Source organism: Hoeflea sp. CAU 1731, from assembly GCF_039888615.1.
Classification (GTDB): domain Bacteria; phylum Pseudomonadota; class Alphaproteobacteria; order Rhizobiales; family Rhizobiaceae; genus Flavimaribacter.
In genome coordinates this window covers 312,723-329,161 of the sequence record NZ_JBDQQS010000004.1, presented here as the reverse complement: position 1 = coordinate 329,161, position 16,439 = coordinate 312,723, and the positions used below count along the sequence as shown (strand labels likewise).

17 protein-coding genes are annotated in these 16,439 nt (G+C 57.0%); 8 read left to right on the top strand and 9 right to left on the bottom strand.

Features of this window, described 5'->3' with window-relative positions; genetic code table 11:
- Nucleotides 1-37: 37 nt before the first annotated feature.
- Nucleotides 38-1,072: an acyltransferase family protein gene (locus tag AAFN47_RS09595; protein WP_499808993.1), complete on the top strand. Its 1,035-nt coding sequence runs from the start codon at nt 38-40 to the stop codon at nt 1,070-1,072.
- Here the strand turns inward: AAFN47_RS09595 and AAFN47_RS09590 are convergent.
- Nucleotides 1,067-1,687: a YdcF family protein gene (locus AAFN47_RS09590; protein ID WP_499808992.1), complete on the bottom strand. Its 621-nt coding sequence runs from the start codon at nt 1,685-1,687 to the stop codon at nt 1,067-1,069. The genes AAFN47_RS09595 and AAFN47_RS09590 overlap by 6 nt on opposite strands.
- Nucleotides 1,688-1,805: 118 nt before the next feature.
- Between AAFN47_RS09590 and AAFN47_RS09585 the strand changes: the two genes are divergently transcribed.
- Nucleotides 1,806-4,217 carry a DUF4838 domain-containing protein gene (locus AAFN47_RS09585; protein ID WP_499808991.1) on the top strand — a complete coding sequence of 804 codons (2,412 nt, stop codon included), beginning with the start codon at nt 1,806-1,808 and terminating at the stop codon, nt 4,215-4,217.
- An 8-nt stretch (nt 4,218-4,225) separates the two neighbouring features.
- On the opposite strand, the gene AAFN47_RS09580 is transcribed toward AAFN47_RS09585, so the two are convergent.
- The 6 genes from AAFN47_RS09580 to AAFN47_RS09555 all read right to left on the bottom strand — a co-directional run bounded on the left by AAFN47_RS09580 (nt 4,226) and on the right by AAFN47_RS09555 (nt 7,710).
- Entirely contained in the window at nt 4,226-4,750 is a 525-nt protein-coding gene (locus tag AAFN47_RS09580; protein WP_499808990.1) for an NUDIX hydrolase, read from the bottom strand.
- A gap of 89 nt (nt 4,751-4,839) precedes the next feature.
- Nucleotides 4,840-5,028: a hypothetical protein gene (locus AAFN47_RS09575; protein WP_499808989.1), complete on the bottom strand. Its 189-nt coding sequence runs from the start codon at nt 5,026-5,028 to the stop codon at nt 4,840-4,842.
- Between the two features lie 95 nt (nt 5,029-5,123).
- Nucleotides 5,124-5,609 carry a bacterioferritin gene (locus AAFN47_RS09570; protein ID WP_499808988.1) on the bottom strand — a complete coding sequence of 162 codons (486 nt, stop codon included), beginning with the start codon at nt 5,607-5,609 and terminating at the stop codon, nt 5,124-5,126.
- A gap of 69 nt (nt 5,610-5,678) precedes the next feature.
- On the bottom strand, nt 5,679-6,566 hold the full coding sequence (locus AAFN47_RS09565; RefSeq protein WP_499808987.1) for an NAD(P)/FAD-dependent oxidoreductase: 888 nt from the start codon (nt 6,564-6,566) through the stop codon (nt 5,679-5,681).
- A gap of 114 nt (nt 6,567-6,680) precedes the next feature.
- The gene (locus AAFN47_RS09560) at nt 6,681-7,397 is read right to left on the bottom strand and encodes a 3-keto-5-aminohexanoate cleavage protein (RefSeq protein ID WP_499808986.1); all 717 of its coding nucleotides are present in this window, start codon (nt 7,395-7,397) and stop codon (nt 6,681-6,683) included.
- Nucleotides 7,398-7,437: 40 nt separating this feature from the next.
- Nucleotides 7,438-7,710, bottom strand: a complete 273-nt coding sequence (locus tag AAFN47_RS09555) for an usg protein (protein ID WP_220226887.1) — start codon at nt 7,708-7,710, stop codon at nt 7,438-7,440.
- 270 nt (nt 7,711-7,980) lie between these two features.
- On the opposite strand from AAFN47_RS09555, the gene AAFN47_RS09550 reads away from it, so the two are divergent.
- The 5 genes from AAFN47_RS09550 to AAFN47_RS09530 all read left to right on the top strand — a co-directional run bounded on the left by AAFN47_RS09550 (nt 7,981) and on the right by AAFN47_RS09530 (nt 13,919).
- Nucleotides 7,981-8,295, top strand: coding sequence for a co-chaperone GroES (locus AAFN47_RS09550; RefSeq protein ID WP_499808985.1), 315 nt, complete (start codon nt 7,981-7,983; stop codon nt 8,293-8,295).
- An 11-nt stretch (nt 8,296-8,306) separates the two neighbouring features.
- On the top strand, nt 8,307-9,932 hold the full coding sequence (groL, locus tag AAFN47_RS09545; RefSeq protein WP_499808984.1) for a chaperonin GroEL: 1,626 nt from the start codon (nt 8,307-8,309) through the stop codon (nt 9,930-9,932).
- 201 nt (nt 9,933-10,133) lie between these two features.
- Nucleotides 10,134-11,255, top strand: coding sequence for a substrate-binding domain-containing protein (locus tag AAFN47_RS09540; RefSeq protein ID WP_499808983.1), 1,122 nt, complete (start codon nt 10,134-10,136; stop codon nt 11,253-11,255).
- An 81-nt stretch (nt 11,256-11,336) separates the two neighbouring features.
- Nucleotides 11,337-12,557, top strand: coding sequence for a TRAP transporter small permease subunit (locus AAFN47_RS09535; protein WP_499808982.1), 1,221 nt, complete (start codon nt 11,337-11,339; stop codon nt 12,555-12,557).
- A gap of 3 nt (nt 12,558-12,560) precedes the next feature.
- Nucleotides 12,561-13,919 carry a TRAP transporter large permease gene (locus AAFN47_RS09530; RefSeq protein WP_499808981.1) on the top strand — a complete coding sequence of 453 codons (1,359 nt, stop codon included), beginning with the start codon at nt 12,561-12,563 and terminating at the stop codon, nt 13,917-13,919.
- 3 nt (nt 13,920-13,922) lie between these two features.
- On the opposite strand, the gene AAFN47_RS09525 is transcribed toward AAFN47_RS09530, so the two are convergent.
- A complete protein-coding gene (locus AAFN47_RS09525) occupies nt 13,923-14,882 on the bottom strand; it encodes a hypothetical protein (RefSeq protein ID WP_499808980.1) in 960 nt (319 codons plus the stop codon).
- Between the two features lie 126 nt (nt 14,883-15,008).
- Between AAFN47_RS09525 and AAFN47_RS09520 the strand changes: the two genes are divergently transcribed.
- Nucleotides 15,009-15,812 (top strand): transglutaminase-like domain-containing protein, encoded by an 804-nt coding sequence (locus AAFN47_RS09520; RefSeq protein WP_499808979.1) that lies wholly within the window; start codon nt 15,009-15,011, stop codon nt 15,810-15,812.
- On the opposite strand, the gene AAFN47_RS09515 is transcribed toward AAFN47_RS09520, so the two are convergent.
- The gene (locus AAFN47_RS09515; protein ID WP_499808978.1) at nt 15,785-16,249 is read right to left on the bottom strand and encodes an MAPEG family protein; all 465 of its coding nucleotides are present in this window, start codon (nt 16,247-16,249) and stop codon (nt 15,785-15,787) included. The two genes, AAFN47_RS09520 and AAFN47_RS09515, sit on opposite strands and share 28 nt — an antisense overlap.
- Nucleotides 16,250-16,439 lie beyond the last annotated feature (190 nt).

Below are 16,439 nucleotides of genomic sequence, written 5' to 3'. Positions count from 1 at the left end.
AAGATCCGAACTTGTGAGAAACTCACTGTGATCATCCATGGAGCTACTCCGTGAGAAAATACATCTCGAACGGACTCGCAGATCACAAACCTACCGGAAAGGTGGGGTCAAAACACCGCTTACCTTTTATCCGTATGGCGATGAGTATGCCCATATCTGGCGTTTCGGCTATCTTGGCGTAGAGCTGTTTTTCATTATTTCTGGCTTTGTCATCTTCAGTTCGCTGCAAAGCCGCCAATCAATAATAGTCTTTGCAGTAAGACGTTTCACGCGTCTGTGGCCCCCCATGCTGATTTGCTCGGTCATGACATTTATGGTTATGGCTTCACTCGATAATCCGTTTACAACCCTTAAGAACGTACAATTCCTTGATTTTATCCCTTCCTTGACCCTTACAAAACCACCTCTTTGGACATGGTTGTCACCGGACATAAACTACATCGACGATGCCTATTGGTCGCTATTCGTGGAGGTCAGATTTTACTTTTGGATATCGATAATTTTCGCCATTTGGCGAGAAAAATCCTGGATTGCCTTTTTGGTTATGAGCGCCTCCACGACTATAATTCACATTTTTCTTATTCACTCGGAATTAAATAAATTACACCAAATATTCAATCAGCTGTTCTTTCCAAAATATATTTATTTGTTCTGTGCCGGAATAATATTTTCTGTTGTGTATGAAACAAAATTTTCCAAATGGCATTTTGGGGGACTTGCTTATTGTATCATTGCCTCATTCATATTCTTCAGGATTGCCGAAATTGTCATTATCAGCATATTTTTTATAATCTTTGCTCTGCTGTTATACAATAGGAAGATAATTTTGTTCTTGAAGAATCCGGTTCTCGTATGGATCGGGCTTTCAAGTTATTCAATCTATCTTCTTCATCAAAACATTGGCGTCGCCTTTATCGTAAATGATCCAAATGCTGGTGTTTCGCGCGCCGTAATCGCAATACTGGGATCCATAGTATTGGGCACAATTGTTCACTTAACGATCGAGCGACGCAGTGGGGCCCTGTCCTTGGCGATTCTCAGACAATTTGGCGTCGATGGACGAAAACTATGACGTCAAACTTTGGTTGCATTCATCAAAATCTGCCCAGCGTATTCGCCGCCAACAACCAAGCATGTATGTGATGACGTATTTGCCAAACTCTCCCATGAAGTCACCTCGGCCAGCGGAAGCTTCTAAAATGCTCAAACGTTCGACGCGACGCCCCTTCAGCGCAAACTCGAGCATGAGTGATGCTCTCGGCATATGTCCGGACGAGGTTATCAAAAGCACCGACGTCTCCTTTGGATACTTCCTCAGCCAGCATCTGGTCTCGGACGCATTTTCGAAGGTGTCGCGGGCGCCGGCGCTTAGTACAAGCCTGCCGTCAGACAAGTCCATCCGGAGTTGATCATTAAGTCCAAACTGATCTGCGAAGCTTATTATTGTCATTCCCGCCTTCCGGTTCACCCCGGAAACGAACAGGCGATCAATCTGATCGCTATCGAGCAATGCGAGACCTTCTCGAACTCGTACGAATTGCCCGGTAAAGACAACGCCAAGTCCAATCTTCTGTGTTTCGGTCGATCGCATTCGCCATGAAAAATCACAAATCGCAAAGAGCAGAACGGCCATCGCAGCTGCCAAAGGACACCAAAGAAGAATTATTGCAGATTTCGGTTTTTTCATCGCAGACCGCCAATATAGCCGTGGCTGCGATGACATTACTCGAAAATGCCATAGTATTCGACAAAGTTGTAAGGAATCGAATGTGCTGAGGTTCCCAGTGTTCCAGAGGGCAAATCAATTGGCGCCACTCCGATATCAGTTAATCGCCTCCATTATCGCGTACATGTGTTTGATCGGCGCGGCCCTCGCACTCACGATCGTTGAAAAAGGCGAGCCATCCGCAGTCATCACAATTCAGGGTCCTCTTGAAGAACAACCGGAAGACCCGGTCTGGAATGAACCGAAAACGCCTCAACAATATCGCGCATGGACCGTTAAGGAACTCAACGATCATCTCGAACTGATGACCGGCGCACGGCTCGAAGTCCTGGTTCTGCAAGAAGGTCAGACGCCCCCGGAAAACAGCATCGTTTTGGGCGAACCTGCAATCCGCCTTGGCGCAACCCCGACAGCGACAAGTCCGTCCAGGGAAGGCTACAGACTGTTGGAGGCTGACAATCGTCTCCTGATAGGCGGTCAATCCGATCGCGCCGTGCTTTACGGCCTCTACGAACTGCTCCGACACCTGGGCGTTGACTGGGTAATGCCCGGCGAAATCGGTCAGATTGTGCCGAAACGAAAGACTGTCCGGGTCGAGAATATGAATATCGCCAGCGCCCCGGACTTCTCCTCCAGGCGTTTGTGGTACCGCGGATATCCGGATCGCACCAAGGAGCAACTAACGCGTTTCGCCAAATGGCGTCTGCGCCAGCGCGGCGGGACATGGTCCGATCTTGAAGGGTCTGCCGGCGGACACATGTGGGACAGGTTCATCAACCGACACAGGGAAGAATTTAACAGAGACCCCACCATGTACGCCCTGGTCAGAGGCGCCGACGGAAAAATGATCCGCCGCGGTCCCCAGATCGAATCGACGCATCCGCGCGTCATCGAACTCATGGTCGAGGACATCAAGGAAACATATCGCCAGAAGATCGCGGCTGGCGAGTGGACAAAAGATACCGCTGCGGCTTTTCCGATAGGACCGGCTGACAGGGAAGGCTATTCGGAGTCAGTCGACGCCATGCTGGCAAGCGCCGGGCGTTTTGATCCGATTGTCGGAAGTCTCGATCGCACCGACGAACTGGTCTTGCTTGGAAATCGTGTTCTGGAACAAGTGCACAAGGAGTACACCAACGCCCATGTCGGTTTCTACTCATATTCGACGCATGCAAATTATCCTGCCCGATACACCCCTCATCCCAATGTGATTCCGATTTTTGCGCCGATCAACTTCAGCAGGTTCCACAGCCTGCTCGACCCTGAGAGCAAGACGCAGTCCTACTATCGCGATGTGGTGGAGCAATGGGGAGATCTCGCCCGCAAACAGGGCAACAGGCTCTATTATCGCGGCTACTCGTGGAACCTCGCCGAAAACATGATGCCCTATTCCAAGGTCAAGATCTGGGGCGAGGAACTTCCTTTTTATCATGCTCAGGGTTTCAAAGGCGTCAATGTCGAAGGCACCAAAATGTGGGGCGTTCTTGGTGCCTCGGACTACGTCTTCATGAACCTTGCCTGGGACACATCACAGGACTGGCGAGATCTTCTCCGACAATATTGCGAAGCAGCCTTTGGCAAAGGAGCCGAGGCGATGGAACGCTATAATCTGAGGCTTATCGAGTATCAGCAATCAGCAGGTATGGAGGCCGGTTCCTATCACGCATTCCCGCTCATTTTTGATGACGACTTCATCGAAGCCTCACACGCTGATTTCGACGAGGCGCTCAACTCAGCTCAAACGCCCGATCAGAAGCAGCGCATCCGTTTTGCCCGCGAACCGCTCGAAGCCCTCACATTGTATCTGGAGTATTATCAGGCCACGCTCGACTTCGATTTCATCAAGGCCAAAGCGTTCTATGACGGGATGATTGACCTATGGGACGCGACCTACGCCATCAACGAAGACGTCGTCTCCAACGAAGTCCCCGCTTACCTGAAAAGGTTCGTCTTCCAGTTCGTCGATCAGTCGGTCAAATATTCCACAGGCGACTATGAGATGCTTGTCGCGCTGCCTGATGAGGTCAAGACCATCTTCGATCCCGCACAAGTCGGGCATCAAATGCGTTTTCAGTCTCCTGAAATCAACGATGATCACGTCATCAAGACAAAGACAATCAGCAGCACATGGGATTCGCAGGGGCTCGGTAGCCTGCGCAACACAGCAGTCTGGTATCGCTACAACTTCACGTTACCTGAACATGCGCGGGACAAGCCGATTTGCCTTTTCATTGGAGGCGTCGAGGACGAAGCCCGGGTCTGGATCAACGGTCAGTTCGTCGGGACATCCGGCTACGGTTTCAGCGTTCCCTTCGTCTTCGATCTGACCGATGGCGTCGATTACGATGGAGAGAACCTTCTGGCAGTCCAAGTCGTCCGCAACAGCAAGATCAACGAAATCGGCCTCGGTGGCATCATCCGTCCAAGCTTCATTTTCACCGGACCTCGCCTTGAGAACCGCGCGCCGAAACAACAAAGCCAGAACAAATAGGATGCAACCTACCGCGCCGTTTTGCCATCCAATGTCGTGAGTAACATCGCGAAATAGGCGTCAACCGCGGAACTGATCCGCCCGCGCCTGCAAAACGATGAAAGTTCTGCGATTGGGACGAGGAACGAACCAACGATCCCCTCATGCCCCACACAGGCCTCAATGCGATGTGAAGATTCCGAATCAGCCTCAGCGATGAAAAGCGTCACCCGTTCGCTGACATAGCCGGGCAAGGGCGCGATGCGTCCGACCTCTGTAAAGCCCGAGATGCCAAGTCCCGTCTCTTCAAGCAACTCCCTGGCTGCGGCGACAACAGGCGCGTCGTCAACGTCAACGCCGCCGCCTGGAAACTCAAGCGATGGAGAGGATTGTCCGGGCCGATTGATCTCCAGCATCAGCACGCGTTCACCAAACCGAACCGCAATCGAAACTCCGTCCCGCTTCTCGATGAAGAAATCGCGTTCATAATCTGCAGATCTCGGTGGTGTTTCAATGACATTGAACCTCGGTGTCGACAGTAGGGTCTTCGTCATTCGCTTTCCTCGCCGGGCAGACACCCCGTCACTCTTGACATGCCAGGCTGTTCTTGCCCACCCCGGTGCCGGAGAGGATTGCGACGCCCCTACTCCTGGCTCGTCAACGTCAGATACATGAGTACGAGATAGACCACGGGCACAATCACCAGAACGCCGATCTCGATGCCGACGGGCGCGCAGCCGCTTGACGACATCCGGAAGCCCACGAAAACCACCGCCGCGAGTATCACCGCCAGTCCGATATACCACGGCGTCAGCCTGTTGCGTTTGGTCATGACGAAAAACTCCTCTCATGATTTCTCACGAGAGGAGCATGACATGATGAACGATAATGTCGTTGACGCACATCAAATGCGGAACTTAACCGAGATCATTCTTCCGCTGACGGAGGCGACATGTGTTTCGCGATATAGGTCTTTTCGCCAAGCCGCCCCAGAAGATCGAGCTGAAGTTCGAGCCAAGCCATGTGGCCTTCCTCGTCAAGCACGATCTTCTCGAACAGCACTCTCGAACCCACATCGCCGGCGTCATAGGCGGTTTTCGCGGCTTTCGTGTAGAATTCGATTGCTTCCTTCTCGTCCGAAAGATCCGCCTCGAACATATCTTTCAGCGACTGGGCCCGTTGCGGCGTCTTGTCGAACTTCATCTCCGGCGATTCCTTGAGGAAAAACAGCCGCTCCATATAGTCGTTTGAGTGGCCGAGTTCCTCGGTCATCTCGCCGCGCATTTTCTCGGCAAGCAGGTCAAGACCCCAGTCGTCCAGAACATGCGAATGCAGCTGATACTGATGCGCTGCGGTGAGTTCCATCGCCAGCGCTTTTTGAAGATTTGCGATCGTCTCTTTCGATTTTGCCATTGTCTGCTCCCTTGGTCTGGATCATGAACCTTTGTATCGCTTTCAATCCGGAAGTGACATTGATCCCGGTCAACCGAAGATCAGCGACTGGTGCGCGGCGGCGCCCGCCATCGCTCCGTCGCCCACGGCGAGCGCCACCGAGCCCGCCATGCGGGCTGCGTCGCCACAGGCGAAGACGCCGTCGACGGATGTCTTCTTCATCTCGTCGACGGTGATGACCGGGCCGGTCATGCCCTTCCCGATCGCGCAGCCGAGCTCTTCGGCGACAGTGCTCGTCATCTGCGTCTTCGGCACGGTGAACAGACCGGCGAGCTCGATCACCCGGCCGTCTTCAAGCCGGATATCGGCGTCATCGCCGACGATCTCAGAAACCCCTGTCGTTTCGATCACGACGTTGCGCCGTTTAAGGCTCGCGATCTGGTCCTCGTCGGGATCGATGACGCCGTTCGTAAACAGGATCGTGCTGCCCCAGTCGGAGACGACCTCGGCCTGGTGAACCGACATCGGATGGCTTGCAAGAACTCCAATTGTTCCACTTTCGAGCTCGTAACCATGACAATAGGGACAGTGGAACACCGCCCTGCCCCAGCGCTCGGCAAGCCCCGGCACGTCGGGCAATGCGTCGCTTACGCCGGTCGCCAGCACAACGCGGCGACCGACATGCCTTTCACCATCCTCCATACGGATTTCAAACCCGTCTTGCTTGCCACCCGCCGAAACCGCGTTCCCTTCAACCCACACGACATACGGATAGGCGAGCAACTGCGTTTTCGCCACTTCCGCGATCTCGCCCGGAGGCGTCCCGTCGCGGCTCAGGAACCCGTGGGCATGGGACGCAAACCGGTTTCGGCGCAGCCCTGAATCGATGACGAGGACATTCCTGCGCGCCCGCGCGATCTGAAGCGCCGCTGACTGGCCCGCAAAGCCGCCGCCAACGACGATGGCGTCATAAAGCATGGGTGAACTCCCTGTTTCGCTGAAACATCCGCGTGAAAAATGAAAATTATAACGTAACTCTAACTATTACGTGATGGCAATCATTTCAACCGCGGTCACAACGATAATCCGTATTCAGACGAAGTTGAGCGCTTTTGCGGCTTCGACAAGCGCAGCATTGTCGGGAGCAAGCGATCCGTCGGACAACAGAAAGGTGTCCTCGAAACCGATCCGCGTCGACAGCCCCCTCTCCCATGCCATGTCGACACATGGCCAGACACTCTGTCCCTGGCCAGGAAGCAAAACCGGAAGATTGCAGCCGGCCTTTTCCAACATCGAGATGACGGCGGCCGCCTCGGTCTTTGCCTCGACCCCTTCGACATCCGGCATCTCGACCAGCACGCGCAGACATGTGTCGAAATCGATCTCGTCGACAAACCGTCGGGCGTCTTGTGTGCTCCACAGGCCGGCTTCGATACCCACGCCCATGCCTGTCAGCAACGCAATCACATCGGGCGCGTCTTCTTCGTTGAGATTAACTGAGGCGTAGTTCGGTTTCACCGTCCAGTTTTGCATGTCGTCATGGCGAGCCCGTCCTCCGGGCGCAATCCAAGCGCCCGTGCCGACGCCGATCGGCATGTCCGGAACAATGGCGCGGACCGCTTCAAGCGTCTGCCTGACGGCGTCGGGCTCAAGCGTCTCCGCCCCGTCGGACGCGCGGACGTGAATATGAAGCTCGTCCGCGCCCGCCGCGCGAACGCTGGACGCGTCGCGAACGAGTTCGGTAATCGTCAGCGGAACCGCGATATGGTGGTCTTTCTTCCAGCCGCCATTGAGACAGGCCTGCAGCATCGACGCGCCCTTTCGATCTGGCCTGCATTCTTCAAGCCAATCAGTGTATCAGGTATTCCCCGTCGACATTGCGCATTTCCGATGGTTTGATCAATCGCTGATGTGCGACGGTGACCGAATGAAGCGGCCCTTCGATCTCCTCTTCCCAGAAGGCCAGAAATTTCTTGAGAATCGGAAACTTCGGGAAGACATCGTACTCCTGCCAGATGAACTCCTGGACCACCGAAAGGTGATCGGGCAAGCGGTAATAAATCTGCGCCGTTGTCAGACCATAGCCCTCGATCTGCTTCTGGAATCCGTCACTGACCTGCATGAATCATCTCCGTAAGAGTTGGCGATAAGCGCATTGCGCCACAGCAAACATTCATGTGTCAAGAAGGACTCCGCTTTCCCTCAACAAATTCAATATCATAGCAGCCTCGCCACAGGAGTGCTGCCATGCGCGCTGGCACTCTTTCACAAAGAGTGCCAAAAAAAGTTAGCGCCCTCTTGAACTTGTCTCAAAAATCCACCAAATCACGCGAACGCAGGCCGCGCAACGGCTGCGTTTCTTGCACATTTTCAGACATTTGGAGGAAGCTTCATGAAGTTCCGACCCTTACATGACCGAGTCGTCGTCCGGCGTATCGAAGCGGACGCGAAAACCGCAGGCGGCATCATCATTCCCGACACCGCAAAGGAAAAACCGCACCAGGGCGAAATCCTGGCTACAGGCCCCGGCGCCCGCAATGAAAAGGGCGACGTCGTCGCCCTCGACGTAAAGCCCGGCGATATCGTGCTGTTTGGCAAATGGTCCGGCACGGAAATTCGCATTGATGGCGAAGACCTTCTCATCATGAAGGAGAGCGACATCATGGGCGTCGTTCTCGAAACTGCAACCCGGCAAAAAGCAGCCTGAGGAACAGAACAATGAGTGCTAAAGACGTCAAATTCTCGCAGGAAGCACGCGAAAAGATGCTTCGCGGCGTCGACACGCTGGCCAACGCCGTAAAGGTGACGCTGGGCCCGAAAGGCCGAAACGTCGTCATCGAAAAATCGTTCGGCGCGCCGCGCATCACCAAGGACGGCGTGACCGTTGCAAAGGAAATCGAGCTCGAAGACAAGTTCGAGAACATGGGCGCGCGCATGGTGCGCGAAGTCGCATCCAGGCAGAACGACCAGGCGGGCGACGGAACCACCACCGCCACCCTGCTCGCCCAGGCAATCCTGAAGGAAGGCGCCAAGGCGGTCGCCGCAGGCATGAACCCCATGGATCTGAAGCGCGGCATCGACCTCGCCGTTCAGACCGTCGTCGCAGATCTGAAAGGCAACGCCCGAAAGGTCACCTCCAACAGCGAAATCGAGCAGGTCGGCACGATTTCCGCCAATGGCGACAGCCAGATCGGCAAGATGATCGCCTCCGCCATGGAGAAGGTCGGTCATGAAGGCGTTATCACCGTCGAGGAGGCAAAGACCGCTGAAACCGAACTCGACGTCGTCGAAGGCATGCAGTTCGACCGCGGCTATCTCTCGCCCTATTTCGTCACGAACGCCGAGAAGATGCGGGCTGAACTTGAAGACCCCTATATCCTGATCCACGAGAAGAAGCTGTCGAACCTGCAGTCCCTGCTGCCGGTCCTCGAAGCCGTCGCCCAGTCCGGCAAACCTCTGCTCATCGTCGCCGAAGACGTCGAAGGCGAAGCGCTCGCCACTCTCGTCGTCAACAAGCTGCGCGGTGGACTGAAGATCGCCGCTGTCAAGGCGCCAGGCTTCGGCGACCGTCGCAAGGCCATGCTGCAGGATATCGCCATCCTGACCGGCGGACAGGTCGTGTCCGAAGACCTCGGCGTCAAGCTTGAAAACGTCACGCTCGATATGCTGGGGACTGCCCGCAAGATCTCGATCGAGAAGGAAAACACCACAATCGTCGACGGCGCCGGCGCAAAGGCCGACATCGAAGGCCGGGTCAACCAGATCAAGGCCCAGATCGAGGAAACCACCTCCGACTACGACCGCGAAAAACTGCAGGAACGCCTGGCGAAACTCGCAGGCGGCGTCGCCGTGATCCGCGTCGGCGGGGCCACCGAGATCGAAGTCAAGGAAAAGAAGGACCGGGTCGACGACGCCATGCATGCGACCCGCGCGGCCGTCGAGGAAGGCGTCCTGCCGGGCGGCGGTATCGCGCTGCTGCGCGCGGCCGCAAAGCTCGAGGCTCTCGAAGGCGACAATGACGACCAGAAGGTCGGCATCAACATCGTGCGTCGCGCGATCCAGTGGCCGGCCCGCCAGATCGCAATCAACGCCGGTTCCGACGGCTCGGTCATCGTCGGCAAGGTGCTGGAGCGCGACGGCTACAATGAAGGATGGGACGCCAAGACCGGTCAGTTCACCGACATGGTCAAGGCCGGCATTATCGACCCGGCGAAGGTGGTCCGCACCGCTCTCGAAGATGCGGCGTCCGTGGCCGGTCTTCTCGTGACGACCGAGGCGATGGTCGCCGAACTGCCAAAGAAGAACGCAGCCCCGGCAATGCCCGGCGGCGGCATGGATTACTGACGCAGCCTGCGCGAGACTGCGGAAAACATCAGGCGCCGGGACAATATCCCGGCGCCCTTTTCATACCCGGAATTCCGCAAAACCCGACTGAAAATCCCATTTAATGAGATTGCAGTTCAGTCATGTTGTGTGTTTTCACATTCCAGTTATACTTCCCGTGTTCGGAGACCTCGACGTCTCCGCAACAACGGGAGGAAAATCATGAAACTGCAATCAACAAGCGACCTGTCGCGGCGTTCGTTTCTGAAAACAGGCGCCCTTGCGGGCGGCGCAACCGTGGCCGGCGCGCTCGCCGCGCCACATGTGGCTTCAGCGCAAGCCAACGGCACGACCTGGAAGATCCAGACCTCATGGCCCGGAGGCGTCGGCCTTCAGGTATTCAAGGACTGGGCGGGAACAATCGTCGAGAAGACCGGCGGAGAACTCGCCTTCGAGCCGTTTGGCGCCAATGACGTCGTCGGCGATTTCCAGTTGTACGACGCCGTCAAGAACGGTGTACTTCAGGCGGTCAATCCGTTCACGATCTACGCGCAAGGGATCATCCCTGCGGCGGTGTTCCTGTCCTCTTATCCTCTGGGACTGCGAAATCCGCACGAATACGACGTGTTCTATTACGGTCTGGGCGGCCTCGAAATGGCCCGCGACCTCTATGCCAGACAGGGCATGTATTTCGTGGGTCCGGTTCATCACGGGCCGAATATCATCCACTCGAAGGTGCCCATCCGCTCGATCGACGACTTCCGCGGCCGCAAGATGCGGGTGCCGGGCGGCATGGTCGCCGAAGTGTTCCAGGGCATCGGCGCGAAGACGACCGTGCTCCCCGGCTCGGAAATCTTCCCGGCGCTGGAAAAGGGCACGATTGATGTGGCCGACTATGTCGGACCGGCCGTCAACTATGCGCTCGGCTTCAGCCAGGTGACGGACTACATCTCCATGGGACCGCCCGGCTTCATGTCGCTTTACCAGCCGGTCGACATCATGGACATCACCGTCGGCATGGACGCCTGGAACGCGCTCTCTCCGGAAATGAAACAATTCATTGAAATGGAGACAAAGTCCTATTCCATCGAACATCACGCAAAGATCCAGAAGGCGGACCAGGAAGCCTGGGCCAAGTTCGAGGCGGACGGCACGGAAGTCACGCGTCTGACCCAGGACGACGTGGAGCTGATGACGGAGGTGGCCGTCCCGATCTGGTTCAAATACGCCAACAAGGACAAGGACGCGGCGCGCGTCTTCAAGGCGCAGCTCGACTACATGATGTCGGGCTCGCTTGGCTATGTCTCTCCGGAACTGATCGAAGGCCAGAACCTCGATCTCTGACCGGCTGAACGCAATCAGGGATCCGGCGCTCCGTCGGGTCCCGGTCCCAGATTCCGTGACGCGTCTACAGGATCCTCGATCATGCCGAGCCTGACCTTCGTCCTGCAGCACTGGCTCTACTGGGCCGGGCTCATCGTGTTTCCAATCGTTGCCATGGTGATGGCGAGGCGAACCGTTCAATCGGACAAACCGAAGGGCTATTCTCTGTGGATCGGCTATCTGGCGCTGGTCACCGGCGGCATTCTCGGCCTTCACCGCTTCTATCTCAGAAGCCTGCTTGGCCTCATCTACATCCCCCTCTTTCTTTTTATCCTGTTCGCCAACGCCGAACAGCGTGACGCGCGCACGGCCTACTCCGACGCAGCCAATCTGGTTAAGGTGGCGCAGGATACGATCAAACGCGAAAAGCCGCGGCTCGAACAGACCGAAGCGGGCCTCGCCGAAATGCGCGCAGAGATCGAAGGCGAGGAGGAAGAATCCTTCGCCCGCCGATCGGCCGAACGGCGGCTGGAGCGCGCAGAAAAAACCATCGACACCTCGCGCAAGCGGATCGAGCGGTCAGAGGCGGATTTCGCCGAGGCCAAACCAGTCGCCGACGCGGCTTTTGCAAGTCGTTCCTTCTGGAGCTCAGCGGCGTTCTACGGGTTCATCGTCATCCTCGCGCTGATGTTGCTCGACGCGATCCTGCTTCCGTCTCTCAAGAAGCGCGCCGACGCGAAGGCGGAAGAAGAACACGCAGAAGAGCTCGTGATCGAAGCCTATGAGGAACAGGAGGACAAAGACGACTTCCGACACATCTCAACCGGCTGGATGGGCGCGATCGACCGGCTGTCCTATTATTCCGGCGAATTCGTCTCCTACTGGGCGGTGATTGCGGTCTTTGTCTATTATTACGAGGTGGTCGCCCGCTACGTCTTCAACTCGCCGACCAATTGGGCGCATGAGGGCATGTTCCTCATGTTCGGCATGCAGTATCTAATCTCCGGCGCCTATGCGATGCTGACCGAAAGCCATGTGCGGGTTGACGTGTTCTACGCTCCGATGTCGGCGCGACGAAAGGCGATCGTCGACATTCTGACATCCGTCTTCTTCTTCATCTTCGCCGGCACGCTTCTGGTGACCGGCTGGATCTTCGCCTGGCAGGCGACTGCGGTCGACGAGGTTTCCTTTACGGAATGGGCGGTGGACTACTGGCCATTCAAGTGGGCGATCGTCATAGGAGCCGTTCTGCTGGTCCTGCAGGGCGTGTCGAAACTTGCGCAGGATTTCCGCACCCTGCTTGTCGGCGAAGCGGAGGCCTGATCGATGGGCGTCGATATTTCCATCGGGTGGCTCACCCTCATCATGTTCGGCAGCCTTATCATGCTGCTCATGGCCGGCCTGCCGCTGGCCTTCGTCACGGGCGGGCTCGCCTGCGTGTTCCTGTTCATCCTCGGCGACAGCTGGCAGGTGCTCAACATCGTGCCAAGTCGCATCTTCCCGCTGATGACGAACTACCAGCTCTCGGCGATACCGCTCTTCATCTTCATGGCGGCGATGCTCGAACGGGCGGGCATCATCAACGACATGTTCGATGTTATCTACAAGGTGCTGGGCGGCGTCCGGGGCGGCCTGGCCTCGGCTACCATCATCGCGTCGACCATCCTCGCGGCCATGGTCGGCGTCATCGGCGCGGCGGTGGTGACGATGGGCATCATCGCCCTGCCCGCGATGCTCAAGAAGCGCTACAATCCGGAAATCGCCATGGGCTCGATCATGGCGGGCGGCACGCTCGGCATCCTGATCCCTCCGTCCATTCTTGCGATCATCTACGCGGTCGTCGCCGAACAATCGGTCGGGGAACTCTTCATCGGGGCGGTTTTCCCGGGCCTTCTGCTGTCCGGTCTATACGTGCTCTACGTCACCGTGAGATGCTACATCAATCCGGAACTCGGCCCCGCCGCCTCGATCGAGGAGCGCATCAGCTTCAGGGAAAAGCTGAGGATCCTGTCCCGGATGTCGGCCCCGATCATCCTCATCGTCGTCGTGCTCGGCGTCATCTTCTCCGGCGTTGCGACGCCGGTGGAGGCCGCCGGCATCGGCACCTTCGGCGCGTTCATCGTCGCGGCCATTCACCGCAAGCTCGACTGGGCGACGGTTCGGGGCGCCTGTGTGACGACGCTGAAAGCATCGGCCATGGTGATCTGGATCATGTTTGGCGCGACAATCTTCGTCGGTCTCTATGTGCTTGAAGGCGGCCAGCAGTTCGTCTCGAGCGCCATGCAGGGCCTCGGTCTCGGGCCCTGGGGCATCCTGATCATGATGCAGATCATTCTGGTGTTCCTGGGCATGTTCCTCGACTGGGTCGGCATCCTGCTTCTGTGCGTGCCGATCTTCGTTCCGATCATCAAGGCGCTGGGCGCCGCCAGTTTCGGCTTCGATGATCCGGGCGACCTCGTCCTGTGGTTCGGCGTGCTCTACCTCGTCAACATGCAGATGAGCTTCCTGTCGCCGCCCTTTGGTTATGCGCTTTTCTATCTGCGCGGGGTGGCTCCGCCGGAAATCCCGATGGCGCGCATCTTCAAGGCGGCGATCCCGTTCCTGCTGATCCAGATCATTGGGCTCGTGCTGTGCATGGTGTTTCCGGAGATCATCACCTGGCTGCCGAACGTGGTCTACGGATAGCCTTCAATAGGCCTTGCCAGGCCCTTCCCAACTGCTTTTGCAGGCGTCGAGATCGCTCGCGCCGGGGATAACGGGAAGCGAGCCCAGAGCTCTCAGCCGCGCGTTTCGTTCCGCCCGCGCCGATGCGTCGACGACGTTGCTGTAGACGAGATCGAGGACGCTCCCCCGCCATCCGAGTTGCAGCGTCACTTTGGCGATCGCCTGCGGCGAGGTCAGGGTCTTGATTGTCCTGCCCCTTGCCGGGACCTCCGAGACAGCGAATGTTTCGCCGTCGACGGCAAGCGGTCCGAAGCAGGACACGTAGATCCCGATGTGGTCCGGATCAGGCCCGTCGAAACTGTAGCGCGCGTCGTCCAGCGTCGCCTGGACATAGAGCGGACGCTCCTCCGTATTGGAATGCTCCGTCTCGTCCATCGTCTGTTCCGCTCCGTTTTCGAGCCAGGTTATCCAGACATCGACATCCGTTCCGGGCGATGGCGCGACCGTTGCCGGCATCGAGCCGTAGGTGACAAATGCCGGCGTCCAGACGACATCGAAATCGTGTAGAACGCCTTTCATCACTGGCACGACCACGTCGCCCTGATAGGCGCGGGCGGAGAATTTCCTGCCAATCTGGCTTGGCGCCGGATTGGATCCGTAACCGATGACGGGGATCAGTTGCGCGCCGATCTTGTCTCCCAGACCGAGAGACTGCAGTAGCCTCGCAACTTCCATGACGCTGTCGTCGGGGAGCCGAACAGTCGATGCGCCGAGCAGATCGTCAGTCACGTCGACATAGGGATAGACGCCGCCATTGATGAATAGATACGATGAAGGCTCTCTTTCGTAGGGATAGGTGAGACCGCGATAGACGAGATCGGCGCAACGATGACCCTGTCGCACACAGATGTCCCTGTCCGCCGCTCCTGCCGGCAAAGTGAGAAACAGCAATGGCAAAAAATACGATCGAAATCCCTTGGGCATTCGGCAAAACTCCCTTCGGCGCAAGGTTACCGGCTTTATTTCAAAAAAACAGTCGATGACAGGTATCGGCCATGGAACCAGCTCAATCGCGATACGTTAACGCCACTTCACGGAAACGGAATTCTCATGATCCTCGACATCAAGACCCACCTTCATTACAGCATGCCGCAGAAGACGGATGTCCTGTTGCAGATCGAGGCCGCCAGCCAGCCCGACCAGCAGATCCTCTCGTCCAATATCGACCTGAGTGACACGGACCACCAGGCCCGTGTGCCCGCCGAAGACGATATCGGCGAACGGCTGTGGCTGCGCGTCCAGAACGATTTCGTCTGCAGCTATTCCGCGGCTGTCGAGATCAAACGGAATACGCATGACGTCGCCGGTCTCGCTTTCACGCCGCCGCACCAGTTGCCGGGTGAAACCGTGCGCTACCTGATGCCCTCGCGCTTTTGCCCGTCGGCTGATTTCCTGAATTTCGCCGCCGCCGAATTCGGACATCTGCAGGGTGGCGCCCGCATCGCAGGCATTCGGGACTGGGTCAACCAGAATATCCAGTACGTACCCGGCTCCAGCCATCCAGGCACCACGGCACTGGAAACATTCGTTCAGCAGCAGGGGGTCTGTCGCGACTTTGCGCATTTGATGATCACGCTCGCCCGCGCCTCGTCTACTCCGGCCCGGATGGTCAGCGTCTATGCGCCGTACGTCACGCCGCCGGATTTCCACGCGGTGGCCGAGGTGTTCCTCGACGGCGCGTGGCATCTGGTCGACGCGACCGGCATGGCGACGGCAGATCAGATAGTCCGCATTGGGGTCGGCGACGACGCCGCAACCATCGCTTTCATGACCAATTTCGGCTTCGCGGAACTCATCGAGCAGTCTGTCGAGGTAACCGAGCGCAATCAGAACAGTGCGGCCGCCAGCGCGTAAATCGCCATGATGATCGTGATGACGGAGCCGATCGTATAGAATGTCGCTCTCGTTTCGTGCCGCTGACTGGTCATATAGGCCCATGTGTGGGCAAGGCGCGCCAGCACGAATACGACAAAGAAGATGTTGGCGAGAACCAGCGTCGGTCCGACCGCCACAAATATCAGTCCGCACGCCAGAAAGGCCGGAATGTTTTCAAGATCGTTTCGCTGGACGCGTCGCGACCGATCGACATAGTCGTTGATTTCCAACTGGTCCGGCCTGGGATTGCGATTGGCGGGTCCCGGCTTGAGGTCTTCCGGATTGATCAGCCCGCTGTCGCTGCTCATCATGCGGTAGACAGTCACCCAGCCCTGCCCCAGTATCTTGAGCACCATCAGGCAAGCCGCGATGACGTAGCTGACAAAGACCGGATTATCCATGCTGAAAGGCGACATCGTCTGCTCCATTCGAAAGCATGCGCTTGGCAATGATATCCGCCGGCGCATGGCGGCTGTCAACTGAAATGTCAGGCCGCTTGAAGCGAATTTCCAATTAAACTATTGATTTTTATAATTATTTTTGAAATTCGTCTTTGTTTCGCAATATTGCGCATTACCACCGGCCTGCAGTCTGGCTTCGTTTCGG